Origin of the sequence: Falsiroseomonas bella (assembly GCF_003173615.1) — a bacterium.
Taxonomy (GTDB): domain Bacteria; phylum Pseudomonadota; class Alphaproteobacteria; order Acetobacterales; family Acetobacteraceae; genus Falsiroseomonas; species Falsiroseomonas bella.
This window is the reverse complement of sequence record NZ_QGNA01000003.1, coordinates 56,755-72,989: the sequence shown is the minus strand read 5'-3', so window position 1 is coordinate 72,989 and position 16,235 is coordinate 56,755. Positions and strand designations below refer to the sequence as shown.

The 16,235-nt window shown below is 67.6% G+C and carries 1 protein-coding gene (running past one end of the window); it reads right to left on the bottom strand.

The window, feature by feature from the left end; all coding sequences use genetic code 11:
* Nucleotides 1-79 precede the first annotated feature (79 nt).
* A protein-coding gene (locus DFH01_RS28990; RefSeq protein ID WP_109870887.1) for a tandem-95 repeat protein crosses the window boundary here: on the bottom strand, nucleotides 80-16,235 show its 3' portion. The gene runs 12,248 nt beyond the window's last position; only the last 16,156 of its 28,404 coding nucleotides appear in the window; its start codon lies off the right edge, out of view — the gene reads right to left on this strand; it ends in the stop codon at nucleotides 80-82.

Below are 16,235 nucleotides of genomic sequence, written 5' to 3'. Positions count from 1 at the left end.
CTGCAGTCCGCCACCCGGCCTGCGTCCTGCGCAAGCCGGCGAGAGCGCGACCTCCGCCACCGCCCCGAAGCGCGCGGCGTCACGCGATGACGACGATCTCGCGGCCTGTCCAGCCGGTGGCGCCGGTGAGGTCGGCGATGAGCTCCGCCGAAGCACCGTCGCTGCCATCCGCGTCCCACCAGAGCAGCCTGGCATCGGTCTCGAACACGAACTGCCCGATACCGTGGCCCGATGTGGCGAGCCCGGTTGCGTTCGCGACGTAGCGACCCGCCTCGACCAGATCCATGCCCGCAGCCAGCCCTCCGCCGAAGCCCGCGGCGGACACCTCGATCGTGTCTTCCCACCGCCTGTAGCCGGCGATGGTGTCGCCACCCTCGGCGGCGAGGCCGTACCGGAAGATATCGAACCCCCTGCCGCCGCTCAGCCAGTCGCGCCCTTCGCCACCCAGCAAGGTGTCATCGCCTGCGCCACCCGAGAGGCTGTCGCTCCCATCCTCCCCGGCGAGACGGTTGTCCGCAGCGTTGCCGGCGAGGGTATTGTCCAGCGCATTGCCGGTGCCGTCGATCGCCGCGGTGCCGGTCAGCCGCAGCCCCTCGATCTCGGCGTCAAGCACGTAGCTGATGCCGGCGGCGACGCTGTCCATGCCCTCCGCGGGCTGCTCGACCACGAGGTCGCCGGCGTCATCGACCAGGTAGGTGTCGTCGCCCTCGCCGCCCGCCATGCTATCCGCACCGGGGCCGCCCACCAGCCAGTCGTTGCCTGCACCACCGCGGAGGGTGTCGTTCCCGGCGCCACCCGCAAGCGTGTCGTTCCCCTCCTCCCCGGCAAGCAGGTTGCCGGCCGCATTGCCTGCCAGAATGTTGCCCAGCGTGTTGCCGGTGCCATCAATCGCGGCGCTGCCGAGCAGAGTGAGCCTCTCGACCTCGAGGCCCAGCACATGGCTCACGCTAGCCCTGACGGTGTCGGTGCCGTCCGCCGCGTGCTCGACCACGGCGTCGCCGAGATCATCGACGATGTAGACATCATCGTCGGCACCGCCCAGCAGACTGTCGGCGCCGGCGCCCCCGACCATCCGGTCGCCGCCGCCGCCTCCCACCAGCGTGTCACTGCCTGCGCCGCCGGACATCGTGTCGTTGCCCGCCTCACCTGCGAGCAGGTTGGCGGCGACATTGCCGGTCAGGACGTTGTCCAGCGCGTTGCCGGTGCCGTCGACCGCGCCCGTGCCGATCAGCACCAGCCTCTCGACCTCGCCACCCAGCATGTAGCTGATGCTGGTGGCGGCGGTGTCGATGCCTTCAGCGGCGTGTTCGACCACGACATCGCCGGCATCGTCGATGAAATAGGTGTCGTTGCCGGCGCCGCCCTCCAGGCTGTCGGCGCCGGTGCCGCCATCAAGGCGATCATCGCCCTCGCCACCGAGGGCAAGGTCGTCGCCTGCACCGCCGCGGAGCAGGTCATTGCCAGCCCCGCCGACGAGGGTGTCGCCGCCCTGGACGCCGCGCAGCTCATCCGCGCCGTCACCGCCCTCGAGGACATCGTCGCCACCGCGGCCGATCAGGAGGTCGGCGCCATCGGTTCCAAGCAGCGTGTCCGCCCGCCCCGTCCCTGTCTGCGTGTCCTTCCCGTCAAGGACAGCGACCGTGATCGTCATCGAAGTCTCGAGGTCGCCATCCGAAGCGGCGACGATCACCTGGTAGTTGTTGTCCGATTCCTTGTCGGCTGGGGCTTCGAAGTCCGGGCTTCTGAGGAAGGCCAGCGCGCCGCTCGACTCGTCGATGACGAAAAGCCCCGCATCGTCGCCACCGACGATGCGATAGGCGATCGCGTCCAGCTCCACGTCACGCGCCGCCACGACAACCACGGCCGTGGTGTTCTCCACGGCTTCGACCTGCGCGGTGGCGGGCGAGAGGATCACAGGCGCATCGTTCACAGGCTGGATCACCAGCGTCGCCTCGGCCAGCACCTGGACGGTGCCGTCGCTGGCCGCGATCTCGAGCAGCAACGAGCCGCTGAAGTCGGCCGGCGGGGTGCCCGCCAACGTCCTCGTCGCACGATCGTAGCTCAGCCACCCAGGCAGAGGCGCGCCGCCCGGAGAGCGGAATTCGACGAGCACCGCGTCCCCGTCAGGATCGGTCACGAACCCTGCCGGTAAGGTGATCGAGACGGGTTCGTCCTCGCTGCCGGTCAGCACCTGCGGCACGGTGATCACCGGAGCGTCGTTCAGTGCCTCGACGGAGACGTTGACGCGGGCGACGTCGGCGATGCCGCCCGAATCCTTCAGCTCGTAGTCGAACCAAGCCTCGCCGCTGAAATGCCGCGCCGGCGTCAGGATGATCTGTCCGTCCCCCGACAACTCGACGGCCACGTTCTGGCTGCCGAGAATGCGCGTCAGGGTCCCCGCCTGGCGGTCGACATCGAAGTCGTTCCCGGTCAGCACGGTGACGAAGGTGGTAAGGACCTCGTTCTCCCGGATGGTGAGCGCATCATCGACGGCGGTCGGAGCGTCGCTCACCGGGAGGACCTCGACGGTGACCGTCGTCGGAACGGCGAAGCCGGTCTCGTTCGTCAGCGCGTAGCGAAGCGTCAATGTGCCGAAGAAGTCCGCGGCCGGCGCGACGCGATAGCGGCCGTTGTCCAGCAACGTGACGCCGGCCCCGGTGAGGCCGAGGAAGCGGACATCCGATCCGACCGGGATGTCGTCATTCGCCATCAGCGCCGCGGGATCGATGTCGATGAAGCCGTCCTCGAGCACCTCGAAGCCGGCATCGGAGACGGCGACCGGCACTTCGAATTCCGGGAAGACCAGCACCGAGACATAGCCGGTGCTGGTCGCGCCCAGATCGTCGGTGACGCGATAGTGGAAGCCGCCATCCCCGAAATAGCCCGGCCGGCCCAGGAACACGGCAGTGTTGCCGTCGCGAGCGACCGTGCCGTTGTCGCCGTCGAACACCTCGACGATCCGGAAGGCGTCGCCCTCGACGTCGCGGTCGTTGAACAGCATGTCGGCGAAGTCGATGACGAGCGGCGTGTCCTGCTCGCCGAAGAACAGCCCGTCCGGGTTCGCGATCGGCGCGTCATTCACCGCCGCGATGTCGAAGCGGATTGTGCCGCTCGTGCTCAGGCGGCCATCGGTGATGACATAGCGGAATTCGCGCGGCCCATTGATGTTTTCGTCCGGCACGAACTGGTAGCGGTTGTCGGGCAGCTCGAGGATCCGCGCGTCGGCGATGGACGACTGGATGGAGACGAACCGGATCGCGTCGCCATCCAGGTCGCTGTCATTGGCGAGCAGATCGGCGATGGTGAACTCGAAGGGCTCGTCCTCGACGGTCGCGAAGACGTCGGTGGCGGCGTTCGGCCTGCGGTTCGTGCTGCGAACGATGACATCCACGAGCCCCTGGCTGACGCCGTGCCGATCGTCCGTCACCTCGTAGCGGAAGCCCGCCAGCCCGTCGAAATCTGGCGTCGGAACGAAGGTGATCTGCCCACCCTCGAAGGAGACCGACCCGTTGACGGGCTGCAGCACGCCGAGGAAGCGGATGGGATCACCGTCGACATCGCTGTCGTTCGCGATCAGCGTCGCCGGGTCGATCACCAGCACGCCGTCTTCTCGCATTTCGACGGTATCGGTGACAGCGAGCGGTGGGTCGAGGAGCGACAGCACCTCAAGCTCCAGCCCGACCTGCACCGGACCCTCGCGGTTGTCCGTAAGGGTGTAGAGCAGCGTCTCGGTGCCGGCGAATCCGGCCTCTGGCGTGTAGGTCGCGCCGGCTCCGTCATTGCCGTCCAGCGACAGATGGCGGACCTGTTCCCGCGTGGTCACCCCGTACCTGCTGGTGAAGCGGATGGCGAAGTCAGCGAGCACGTCGAGCGGGACGGTCGCGGTGATCGCGCCCGTCACCTCGTCAAGCACCATCCAGCCTGGCAGGGCGGAGCCATCCGCCAAGGTTGCACCCCAGGCCCCTCCCGGAACGGGCTCGAACCCTTCGGGCGGGCCAATCACCACGGACGACAACTCGATCTCAAGGACGCCATGGCTCGGCGGGGCGATCGCCAGCACCCGCATCGGGTCGCCGTCATCGTCCCGGTCGTTGTCGACCAGTGTCGCGATGCGGAAGGACGTCGACCCGTTCTCGAACAGCTCGAAGCGATCCGCGACGCCGCGTGGAAGCTCGCGCTGCGGCGCCACATTGAAGACGATGATCGCGGGCTCCGCCGACCTGCCCCCCTTCTCGTCAGCGGCGTCGTAGATGAATGCGACCGAGCCGTTGAAGTCCACCGGCGTGGTCAGGTCGATGCGCTCAGGCAGGTCGGCAACCGCGAAACCGTCCGCCTCGTCGTCCACCACGAAGGTCTGGTCCACCACCGCCTCGGTGATGATCCACATCGCCGGCAGGCCATCCCCTGCGACGGCAATGCGCACCGGCACGGCGCCGACATAGCTCGACGGCGGCATGCCGGTGAAGCTCAAGCTCTCCGGGTCGAAGCCCAGCCAGCTATCGAGCGGTGCCCCGCTTTCGCGCGTAGCGACAAGGGAGCTCGCACCCGAGAGGTCGATGCCAAAAAGTCCCTGCGCGTCGAGCAGCGCGTCGTTGGCGAGAATGGCGTTGATCGCCGGATCCAGCGGCGCACTGGGATCGATCAGGAACTCGACGGTGAAGCCGCGCTGGGTTGCCCGGTAGACATGCTCAGGCAGGTCCGCCGCGCGGTCGGGAGTGAACGTGACCTGGATGCGGACCGGGTCCGCGTCCGCATCGGGCTCGAAACCGGTCAGGAAGAAGCTGCGGGTGGCGGCATCGAAGCCGAGCCACTCGGGCAGCGGACGCCCGCCGACCCGCGCCGCGGCGAAGCTGCCCTGCGAGATGTCGAAGGTGGCAACCCCGTCCCCGTCATCATCGAGCGTCCAGACATAGGGCTGCCGAAGCGTGAAGCCGCCAAGCACGACATCGGCGACCGAGAGCCCTGCCGCAAGCTCGGCCGCGTCGTCCGGGCCAAAGGCGAAGCGGAAGGGGTGCACCGCGCCGTTGGATGGATCATGGAGGAAGACCGCGACATCGACCGGCGTCGTCACCTCCTCCGGCACGGCGCCGCCGAACGTCAATGTCTCGGCATCGAAACTCAGCCAGTCCGGCAGCGCGCGGTTGTTCCCCGCCTTCGCCTCGACCATGTAGTCGGACGAGAGGAAACGGGTCGTCACAACGCCGAGCAGCTCGGTGTTCTCGAAGAAGATCACGTCACCGTCGACGTCGAGATCGTTGCCGAAGGCTTCGGCCGGGATGACGTATTGCGGTCCGTCCTCGAGGCCGCGCACCACGTCGTTCCGCAGCACCGGCCCGCTGTTGCGCGGCAGGATCGTGAGGTGAACGACGGCTGTGTCGGTTCCGCCGCGCCCGTCGCTCACCGTGTACTCGAAGCTTGCCGCGCCGTTGTAGTCCGGCTTCGCCGCAAACTCGATCATGCCATCCGCGTTGACACGGACCTTGCCGTTGACGGCAAAGCGATAGACATCGACGAAGCTCAGCGGATCGCCGTCGGGATCGGTATCGTTGAGGATCAGGCCGGCAGGATCGATGACAATGGTCTCGTCCTGCAACATCCGCAGGCCGTAGTCGTCACGTGCATCCGGCGGCAGGTTCTGCGGCCGTACGCGTATGCCGAAGGACAGGGTCGCCTCCGCACCGCGGGCATCGATCACATCGAAGGCGATCGAGGCGTCGCCCAGCGCGAACGGCGTGAAGGCGATCGTGCCAGTCGCCGCGTCGAAAGCTTCCACGCCGTTGTCGGAGGCGTTGCCGTCCGCCGCGAGGTGCAGGCCGACGAACTCGAAGGCGTCGCCCTCCACGTCGTAAACCTTCGCCATCAGCTGATCGACGGTGAAGGTTGTCGTCTCCTCGAGCTTGACCACCGCGCGACCACTCGTGATGCGGGGCGCATCGTTGACCGGGGCGAAGTAGATCTCGACATCCGCCGTGCTCGTCGCCCCGGAGGCGTCGGCGAGGGTGTAGCGGAAGCCGGCGAAACCGAAATGGTCGGGCCGCGACAGAAGCTCGATGTATTGGCCGTCAAACCTCCACGTCGCGTCCGTCGCCTCGCCCTCGTAATCCTCGTTCTTGTAGGGGCGAAGCGGTGCGCCCGCCGCATTCGTCAGCGGCGCGGCGCTGATGATCCGAAGGCCTTCCTGCTCGCGGTCGCCATCCACGTCGTAGTCGTTCGCAAGCAGGTTCTCGAGGCGGATCCGGAGCGGCACATCCTCGAGCCCGTAGACGAGCGGATCGTCAACCGCGACGGGGGCGTCATTGACGGGTGCGAGGTTCACCTCGACCCGTGCCGTCGACTCACGGCCGAGGGGATCGCGCACCGTGTAGCTGAAGAAGGCATCGCCGTAGTGGTCCTGGCTGCCCTGGAAGGCGATCCTTCCATCTTCGGCGATCCAGACGGTGCCGGAGCGCGGCTGCTGGACAGAGACGAGAACGAGCTCGTCAGTACCGGCCTCGGCGTCGTTGCGGATCAACTCCGCCGGATCGATCAGCGCGACCTCGTCCTCGACCCCCAGCCGGAAGATGTCGTCGAGCGCGTTGAAGCGGCCGATCCGCAGCCGATCCTCGATGTCGGCCCTGCTCCACGATGTCCCATCGGCGAAGGCGATGAACTCGATGCCGGACTCTTCGCCCAGGAAGTGGTGAGCTACCGTGACGGTGTCGATGAGGAATCCGTCGTCGCGCTCGATCTCCACGAAGAGATCGTCGCCGATCCGCAGCAGCGACACATCCTTGGCCGCGATCCCAGCGCCCAGCACCAGGCGGTCGATATCGGCGGCATCGCCCGTCTCCGCGATCCGGTCTTCCGCGCTGTCGAAGCCGAAGCGGTAGTCGTCGGAACCGAAGCCGCCCTGCAGAAGGTCGGCACCGAAGCCGCCCTCGAACGCCTCGTCGGCCGCCGACCCGATCAGGGTGTCCTCGAACGCCGATCCGATGAGCATCTCGATCGATGTCAGCGCGTCGCCCAACGCCTCGCCGGCGAGCCCACGCCCGAGAGCCAGGTCCACCTTCACGGCTTCCTCGGCCCGCGCATAGTCGGCCGCATCGGCTCCGCCACGGCCGTCGAGGATATCGGCGCCGCGGCTGCCGCGAAGACGGTTGTCGCCGTCGTCACCAAGTAGCGTGTCCGCGTGATAGCTCGCTTGGACAATGTCAATGCCGCTCAGGGTGTCGCCTTCCGCATCGCCGCCCCCGGCCGTGCCAGCCGCGATGTCAATGGCGATACCGTCGCTCGAGAGCGTGTAGTCGGCGATGTCCGTGCCGTCGCCGCCGATGAGCTGATCCGCACCGCGCCCGCCCGACAACACGTCGTCGCCCGTTCCGCCTATCAGCGTGTCGTCGCCGCGCTCGCCGGAGAGGGTATTGGCGTGCCCGTCGCCCTCGAGGAGATCGTCGAAGGCACTGCCGACAAGGTTCTCGACGTTCGAGAGGATGTCGCCCTCGGCCCAGCCGCCGGCCGCACTGCGGGCGGCAAGCGAAATCTGCACCGCATCATCGGAAGAGAAGAAACTTGCCGTATCGCTCCCGTCGCCACCGTCCAGAAGGTCCGCGCCCGCCCCGCCATCAAGGAGGTCGTTCCCCGACCCGCCGGCGAGCGTATCGCCGCCGCCGCGCCCTTCGAGCTCATCGTTGCCGCCGAGGCCAGCGAGACTGTTACCCGCGTCGTCTCCGCCGAGCGAGTCGCTGAACAGCGTACCCTCCAGACCCTCGACGCCCGCATAGACATCGCCCTGGGCGAAGCCACCTTGGCCGACAAGCGTCTGGAGATCGGCCCGCACCCCGACATTTGACCCTGCGAAGCGAACGAGGTCGAAGCCGTCGCCGCCGCGGATATCGTCGCCGCCGTCGCCGGCATCGATGGTGTCGTCGCCGTTGCCAGCCTCGATGCGGTCGTCCCCGGTCCCGGTCTCGATCAGGTCGTCGCCGTCCCTGGCGACCACCCAGTCATCGCGCCGATAGCCGCGGATCGTCTCGTCACGCTGGTTACCTTCGATGTAGTCGACAAGCGGCGTGCCCGAGAGCTCGTCCCCATAGTAGTCGGCCACAGTCGCGTAGGCGAAGCCGACATCCTCCAGGCCTTCGTCATCGGCGATGCGATACTCGATCGTGACCGGGCCGGTGAATCCGGGCAGGAAACGGGCGACGAGGAACTCCTCCCCGCGGAAGGCCACGATCTCGAATGAGCCGACCTCCACGCGATGACCCTGCGCAAGCTCCGCAGGATCGAGGATCGCATCCACGCTGACGAAAGTGGGGCGTGGCCGGTCGGGGTCGTCGAGGTCGGCGTCGCGCACACCATCGCCGTCGGTGTCCGCCTGCTCGATGTCGAAGTCGTTGAACACCAGGTCGGCGACGCGAATGACCAGCGGAATGTCGAAAGGGGTGACGAAGCCCGGATCATCAACAACCGTCGGATCGTCGTTCGACGGCACAATGACGAGATCGATGAAGCCCTCGGCGGTGCCGTCGGCACCATCGGAAATGATATAGACGAAGCCCGAACTGAAGGTCGCGTCGATGTTCGGGGAGAACAGCAAGTCGCCGTTTGCGTCGAGCTCGATCGTCCCGTTGACCGGCCCTGCCGCGGCGCCGCCGAACTTGAATACATCTCCAAGACCGTTGAGGCTGCGCCACCCGATGACCCGGAGCTCGTCGCCATCCGCGTCGGTGTCGTTACCAAGCAACGTCGAGAGACGGAGCGTCACCGGAATGTCCTCGGGAACGAGGAACTGATCGGCAACGGCGATCGGCGCCTCGTTCTCGTTGCCCGCGAAGAACAGCGTCACGAGAGCGCCGTCGACGAGCCCCTCCGGGTCGGTGATGGAGTAGCCGAACGTCGCTTCGCCGGAGAAATCCTGGTCCGGCGTGAAGATGATCCTGTCGTCCACGATCGCGATGTCGCCATGGACGGCGCCGGTCGCATTCTCGAAGGTGACGGCGAAGCCCTCGACGTCGCTGTCGTTCTTGAGCAACTCTGCGATGGGGATCTCGATCGGAACATCCTCGACGCCGCGGAGAAAATAGAAATCCTCGTCGCCATAGTGATCATTCCGGGCGTTCGGACGGTCGTTGACCGGCTGATAGATGATGCTCGCCACCGCGGTGTCACTGCCGCCCTGGCCATCGTCGACGCGATACTGGAAGCTCGCCACGCCGTTGAAGTTGGCCGTGGGCTCAAAGAGAACCGTCTGGTTGTCGAGCAGCCGCACGGCACCACCTACGGCAAGCCGCGCATCCGTCAGCACGAGGTCGTCACCATCTATGTCGATGTCGTTGGCGACCAGCCTGGACAGGCTGAGGACGATCGGGTTGTCCTCCATGATCGGGTCGCCGGCCTCGGTCAGTTCGAATCGGTCATCATTCGCCACCGGTGCATCATTGACAGGGCGCACCACCACCGTCGCGGTGGCGAAGGCCGAGACCGCCCCGGCTTCGTCGATCACGGCGTAGGTGAAGCTGCCCTCGCCGAAGAACTCGCCGCGCGGCGCGACGACGATGTTTCCTGCCGCATTGATCGACACGAGGATCTGGGCCGAGGACTGCACCTCATGCAGCGTCAGACGATCACCGTCGACATCATCGTCGTTGGCGATGAGAATTCCCGGGTTCACCGTGATCGCGACATTCTCGTCCGTGACGAGGCCACGGTCGTTCCGCGCAATAGGCACGTCATTGACCGGCGTGACAGTGAGATGGACTGTCGCCTCGGCCCGGCCGCCTTCCGGTGTGTTCGCGGCATAGCTGAAGCGCGCGGGGCCGACATAGTCCGCATCGGGCGTGAAGCCGATGTCACCGTCGCTCGATAGCGAGACGGTCCCGCCAACCGCCCCGAACACCTGCCCGACGATCATGCGATCGCCGTCAATGTCGTTGGAGAGGAGCCGCTCGACGCGGATGCTCGTGAAGTCATCCTCGGCGACAAGGAAGCCGTCGTCGTCGCGCGCTTCCGCGATCGGCCGGACATTGACGTAGACGGACGCCTCGGCAAAGGCGTTGCGATCGTCGGTGATACGATAGGTGAACGCGGTTGCGCCGGTGAAGCCTTCGCCCGGCGTGAAGACGATGTTGCCCGATGTGTCCAGAACCGCGGTGCCGTTCGGGCTGCCATCGACCGCGACGATCCGCAGGCTGTCATCGTCGGCATCGAAGTCGTTGCGCAGCACGTCGGATGCAAGCACCGTCAGCGCGCTGCCGGTGACGACCGAGTAGTAGCCATCGTCCCGCGCAATCGCGGGGCTGTTGTCGAGGAGCGCCAGGATGGTCTCGCGCGTCCACGCGGTGCCGCCGGCGAACAGGTAGGTCTCGATCGAGCGCGCATCGCCGGCGAGCGCGTCAACGACCGTCAGGCTGTCAGCCTCGTTCCCGGCGAAGCGGATGACGACGGTGTCGCTGCCACGGAAGAGCCGGCTGACGGTGGCATCGGCGGCATCGAGCCCGACAAACTCGACGATGTCCACCTCATGCGCACCAAGGCCACTGTCCTCGATGCGGTCGTGACCGTCCCCGGCCGAGAAGACGAAGCGATCCGCGCCGGCGAAGCCGGATGCGAAGTCGTTGCCACCCGACAGGTCGACCAGGTCCGCACCATCGAAGCCATAGATATTGTCGTCGCCCAGCCCCTCGATGTCCTCGATCGCCCTGGCACGCATGGCCGAGCGGTCCCAGGATGTGCCATCGGCGAAGTGGATGATCAGGCTGTCCTGCGCCGAACCGGGGCCGCCAAGCGCCCCGACCAGCAGCAGCCGGTCTCCGCCCTCCGCGAAGGTCACGACGAGATCCAGACTGTTCGGACCGCCGCGCACTGCGGAAGCCACGTCCGCAACGGTGTAGTCGGCAAGCGCGATGACGCTATGGCCGGTGCCGCGCGCGTCGATCCGGTCATCGCCGTCGCCGCGGGCGTAGCGGAAGAGATCATCGCCGCCTCCGCCGACGATCAGGTCGTCGCCCGGCCCGCCGGCCAGGGTTTCGGCGCCGGCCGAACCGAAGATCACGTCGTCGCCGCTGCTCACCTGCGCATCGACGAGCAGGTCGGCGATGTCGGCCGTGCTCAGGATCATATCGCCGAGGACGAACTCCTCGATCCCCCGGCCGTGGATGTCCAGGGCGTCTACGACAATGATCTGGTCGCGACTGCCGGCGAAGCCGATTGCGACGTCGGTGCTCTCTCGGCCGAGGCGCGTGACGACAAGGTCCGCCGCGCCATAGCCCGAAATCACCAGCCGATCGAGGAGCGAGGTCGCGCTGTCGCGAATGATGTCGCGACCGTCACCGGCAGCGAACCGGTACTCGTCTGAGCCGCCGCCGCCCGACATGCGATCGTCACCGAGCCCGCCGGCCAATGTCTGCGGACCGTCATCGCCAAACAGGAAGTCGTCGAGCGCCGTGGGGACGCGCAGCAGCAGGTCTGCCACGCCCCACTCGGTGCCGTCCGCGAACCGCAGGACCTCGATCCGGCCGCCTGTGAGCGCGTCCTCGATCCGTATCCGGTCGCCGTCGCCGCCGATGTGCAGTATGATCGCGCTGCCGTCGCTGCTCTGCGCGACGCGTATGTCCCCGGGCAAGATCCCGGCGGCCAGCAGAAGCACGTCGGCGCTGCCGCTGACATCCACAATGCGGTCCTGATCGTCGCCGGGCGCGAAGCGATAGATGTCGTCGCCGAGCCCACCCTCGAGCAGATCAACCCCGGCGCCGCCAGCCAGGTCATCGTCGCCGCCCTTGCCGAGCAGGCGGTCGTCGCCGACGAGGCCCGTGAGCGTCTCCGGCCCATCGGTGCCGTGGATCACATCGTCACCGGCGCTTGCGGCCAGCGCCATCGCGACAAGTGTCGCCGTGGCCCAGACCTCGCCACCATCGAACCGCACCTCGCGGATCGCCATCGCCGGATCGGCGCTCCAGCCGAGGTCGATGCGGTCGCCGGTGCCCGACAGTTCGAGCACCACCGTCTCGCGCCCGCGGACCACGCCAAGATCGGCAGGGGCGATGCCGGCGCCCAGGATGATGACGTTCGCGCCCTCCGTGTCGGCAATCACGTCCTGGCCGTCGCCGCGACGGAACACATAGGCATCGTCCCCGCCTGCGCCGCGCAGCAGATCGTCTCCGGTTCCCCCGAGGATCGTGTCGGCGCCGCTGGTCCCGGTCAGTTCGTCATTGCCGCCCAGCCCATCGATCGTGTTGCCGGCGAGGATCGCGAGCACGTCATCGTCATCGCTTCCGGCCATCGCCCGTTCGAAGAGCTTGGCGCGGTCCAAACTGGCGCCGTCAGCGAAAAGGATCGTCTCGATCCCGTCCGCCGATGCCTCCGCCGCGCCGATCAAGCGAATGCGGGTCGATCCCTCCGCGACACGAAGCTCGAGATCGCCTCCGCGCTGAATGACAGCGATGTCCTGGGCGGCGATGCCGGCCGCGAACTCGATGCGATCTCTGCCGCCCTCGTCGGAGAGCGCGTCGTGACCGTCATTCGCCCCGAACACGTAGATGTCGTTCTGGCCCCCGCCAGCCAGGACATCGTCGCCCGCGCCGCCCGAGAAGATGTCCGCGCCAGCAAACTCGGCATCCGCGTCGCCGCCTATCAGCGTGTCGTTGCCCGGACCGCCCGAGAGGATGTCGTTGCCGGCGCCGCCGGTGATGCTGTCGTGGCCGGCCTCGCCGGCAATGCGGTCGTCACCGAAGCCGCCCGAGATGAGGTCGTCGTCGGCGCCCCCCGCCAACGTGTCGCTTCCGCCGAAGCTGTTGATCGTGTCGTCGCCGCCATTGCCGAAGATCAGGTCGTGAAGCGGCTCCCCGGAAATGGCGTTGCCGTCCTCGCCGTCGCGGATGGGAGAGGAGTCGAGCTCAAGCTCGACGCCGCCGAAATTCGCGGGAACAAGCGCGTCCGCATCGACGCCGACAAGGCGCAGGACGGCGCGCCCGATCCCGGCCTCGTCGTACAGCACGACATCCGTGTCGGCTCCCGACTGGCGGAGCTGCAGGCGGCCACTGACGAACGGGTTCGGCGTGCTGGCGAAGAGGCGGATGATGTCACCCGCCTCGCCGGGGACGAAGTCGGTGATCACGTCCATCGCAATCACATCGGCGATCGCGAAGGTCGGCAGGTAGCGGTAGGTATCGCGGCCCATGCCGCCCGTCATGGGGTCGGTGCTTCCGTCCGCGGCGATATCACCGAAGACATCGTCGCCGCCACCGCCGAGCAGGGTGTCCGCGCCGTCGCCGCCCGTGATGAAGTCGGCAAGATCGCTGCCGAGAAGGACGTTGTCGTCGGCATCGCCGGAAAGGACCTGGCCGTCGATGCCGATGTCGGGCTGCACCAGCGCCTGCACTTCGGCAAGCGTCAGCATGGTGCCGCTCGCTGCGATGACGAACTGCTCGACCCTGCCCGCCTCCCCCGCGGCGAAGGCGCCGGTCACGACGATCCGGTCAGTGCTGCCGCTGAACCGGATGGTGAGGTCGCCCCCGTCGGGACCGGTCCTGCTGAAGCGCAGGGTTTCCGGATCAAAGCCCTCAATCCGCAGCGTGTCGGTCGCGGCGTCTCCAAGGTCGCTTATGGTGTCGAGGCCGTCCCCTGCAACGAAGACATAGGTGTCGGGGCCTGCGCCACCCACCAGCATGTCATTGCCGGTGCCGCCGCGAAGCTCATCCCCGCCAGCACCGCCATCGAGGCTGTCGGCGTCGGCGCCGCCATCAAGGCTGTCGCTGCCGCCGAGCGCGGTGAGCGTGTCACTCCCGCCGAGACCGACGAGCTGATCTCCGCTGTCCGTGCCAGCATAGGCATCGTCGCCGGGCGTGCCGGCGGTCGAGCGGCGCAGCAGCTCCGCCGCGTCCCAGACGGTGCCGTCCGCGAAGCTGACACTTTCGATCGTGCCGCCGCCAGTCACGGCATTGGCGATGGTCAGGCGATCCTCAACGCCGTCGAAGCGCAGTTCAAGCGCGGTGCCGATCTTGCGGACGAAGACGGCATCCGCGGACAGGCCGGTGGCGAACTCGATCGTATCGACACCGCCGCTGTCCTGGATCAGATCCTGCCCGTCGCCCGGCGCAAATCGATAGACGTCGTTCCCGGCCTCGCCGGCGAGCGTGTCGATGCCGCCGCCGCCGGAGAGCACGTCCTCGCCCGCGCCTCCGAGCAGCGAGTCATTGCCGCTCTGCCCGTGGAGGGTGTCGTTGCCCGCGAAGCCGCCGAGCACATCGTCGCCACGCGCACCTTCGAGGTCTTCGTCGAGACCCGTGCCGAAGATCACATCGGCTCCGTCGCTGGCGCGCTGGGAGATCGCAACCAGCTCGGCAAAGCTCAGCACGCTTGCGTCGGCGAGGCGCAGCGCCTCGATCACCGTGCCGGTCTCGGTGAGCGCGCGGACCAGGCGGATGCGGTCCTCCGTGCCGGCGAGCCGGATGACAAGGTCGAGATCGTTCGTCTGGCTCACCCAGACATCGCCGGCAGCGATCCCCTCACCAAGCACGATGGCATCGGTGCCGCCGAGGTCGGTAATCGCGTCCTGCCCGTCGCCAAGGGCGAAGCGATAGGTGTCGTTGCCGGACACGTCGCTGATCTGGTCGATCCCGGATCCGCCGGCGATGTCGTCGTCGCCCGCGCCGCCGATGATCGTGTCCGCGCCCGTCCCGCCGTCCACGGTGTCGTTGCCGCCTTGGGCGTCGATGGAATCGTCGCCGACGCCGCCGGCGATGTCGTTCGACAGCACGCTGCCGATGAGCGTCTGATCGTCGCCGGCACCCGCTGCCGCCAGCGTGACCAGGTCCGCATGGGCCAGCACTGTGCCGTCCGCGAACCGGATCTCCTCTACGACCGCGGCAGCGCCCGACAGCACGCCGGCAAGGATGATGCGATCCTCGCCATCGCCGATACGCAGCACGAGGTCATTGCCTCGCGCGCTGACCGCCAGCTCTCCAACAAGGATGCCGGAAGCGAGTTCGACAGCGTCCGATCCGCCGCTGTCTGAAACCACGGCGCTGACCTGACCCACGGCAAAGCGGAAGATGTCGTTCCCCAGGCCGCCGACCAGGCTGTCTCCACCGGTGCCGCCGTCGAAGGTGTCATTCCCCTCGCCGCCCAGCAGGCTGTCGGAGCCGGCACCGCCCGTCAGGCTGTCATTGCCGCCGCGTCCATCAAGGGTGTCATCGCCGCCCGCCGCATCGACGGTGTCCCCGCTTTCGCCGCCGTACAGCAGCTGTGCCGCATCGGTCCCGACATTTGCGCGGGCGAAGAGATCCGCCGGACTCCAGGATGTGCCGTCCTCGAACAGGATCTGCTCGATCACGTTCAAGGCGATGCCGATCGCGCCGAGCACCTCGATGCGGTCCTCGCCCGCGCCGATGCGCAGGATGACGTCGCTGCCGCCCCGCAGCGTGACCGTCACATCGCCGGGCGCGATGCCCGCGGCGAAGACGATCCGATCGCTGCCGCCTCGGTCGGTGATCCGGTCGTCGCCGTCGCCCGGCGCGAAGCCGTAGGTGTCGTCGCCCTCCGCGTCGGTGAACATGTCACGGCCTGCGCCGCCGGCATACAGGTCGGGCCCGGCCCCGCCATCGAGCGTGTCATGGCCCGCATCGCCGAGCAGCTGGTCGGCACCATCAGCCCCTTGGAGGCTGTCGGACCCAGCACCGCCCCTCAGGGTGTCGTTGCCGGAACTGCCGGACAGGGTGTCGTTGCCAGTTCCGCCCGGCAGCGAGTCGGGGCCTACCCCGCCGCCGACCAGGTCTCCGTCATTCGCCGCCATCGCAAGGAGCTGCGCATGGCTCAGCGTGCTGCCATCCGCGAAGCGCAGCGTCTCGATGCGGTTGTTGGCGTTGGTGATCGTGCCGGCGATCCGGATCGTGTCCTCGCCGCCGACGAAGCTCACGATCAGGTCCGTGTCGGTCGCCCGCACCCGCAGGTCGTCGCGGCTGATCCCCTCCCCGAATTCCAGCACATCCGCCGGCGATTCATTCGACCAGCCATTGTCCGAGACAATGTCCTGCCCGAAGCCGACCGCGAAGCGATACAGGTCGCTCCGATCCCCACCGCTCAGCGAATCCGCGCCCGTCCCGCCCGTCAGCGTGTCCGCGCCGTCATTGCCGAAGATCGTGTCGGTGCCCGCCCCGCCATCGAGGCTGTTCGCATCGTAGCTGCCGAACAGCCGCTGGTCGGCCGCGCTCGGCGCCCAGGCCATCGCCACAAGCTCCGCATGGCTCAGCGTGCTGCCATCC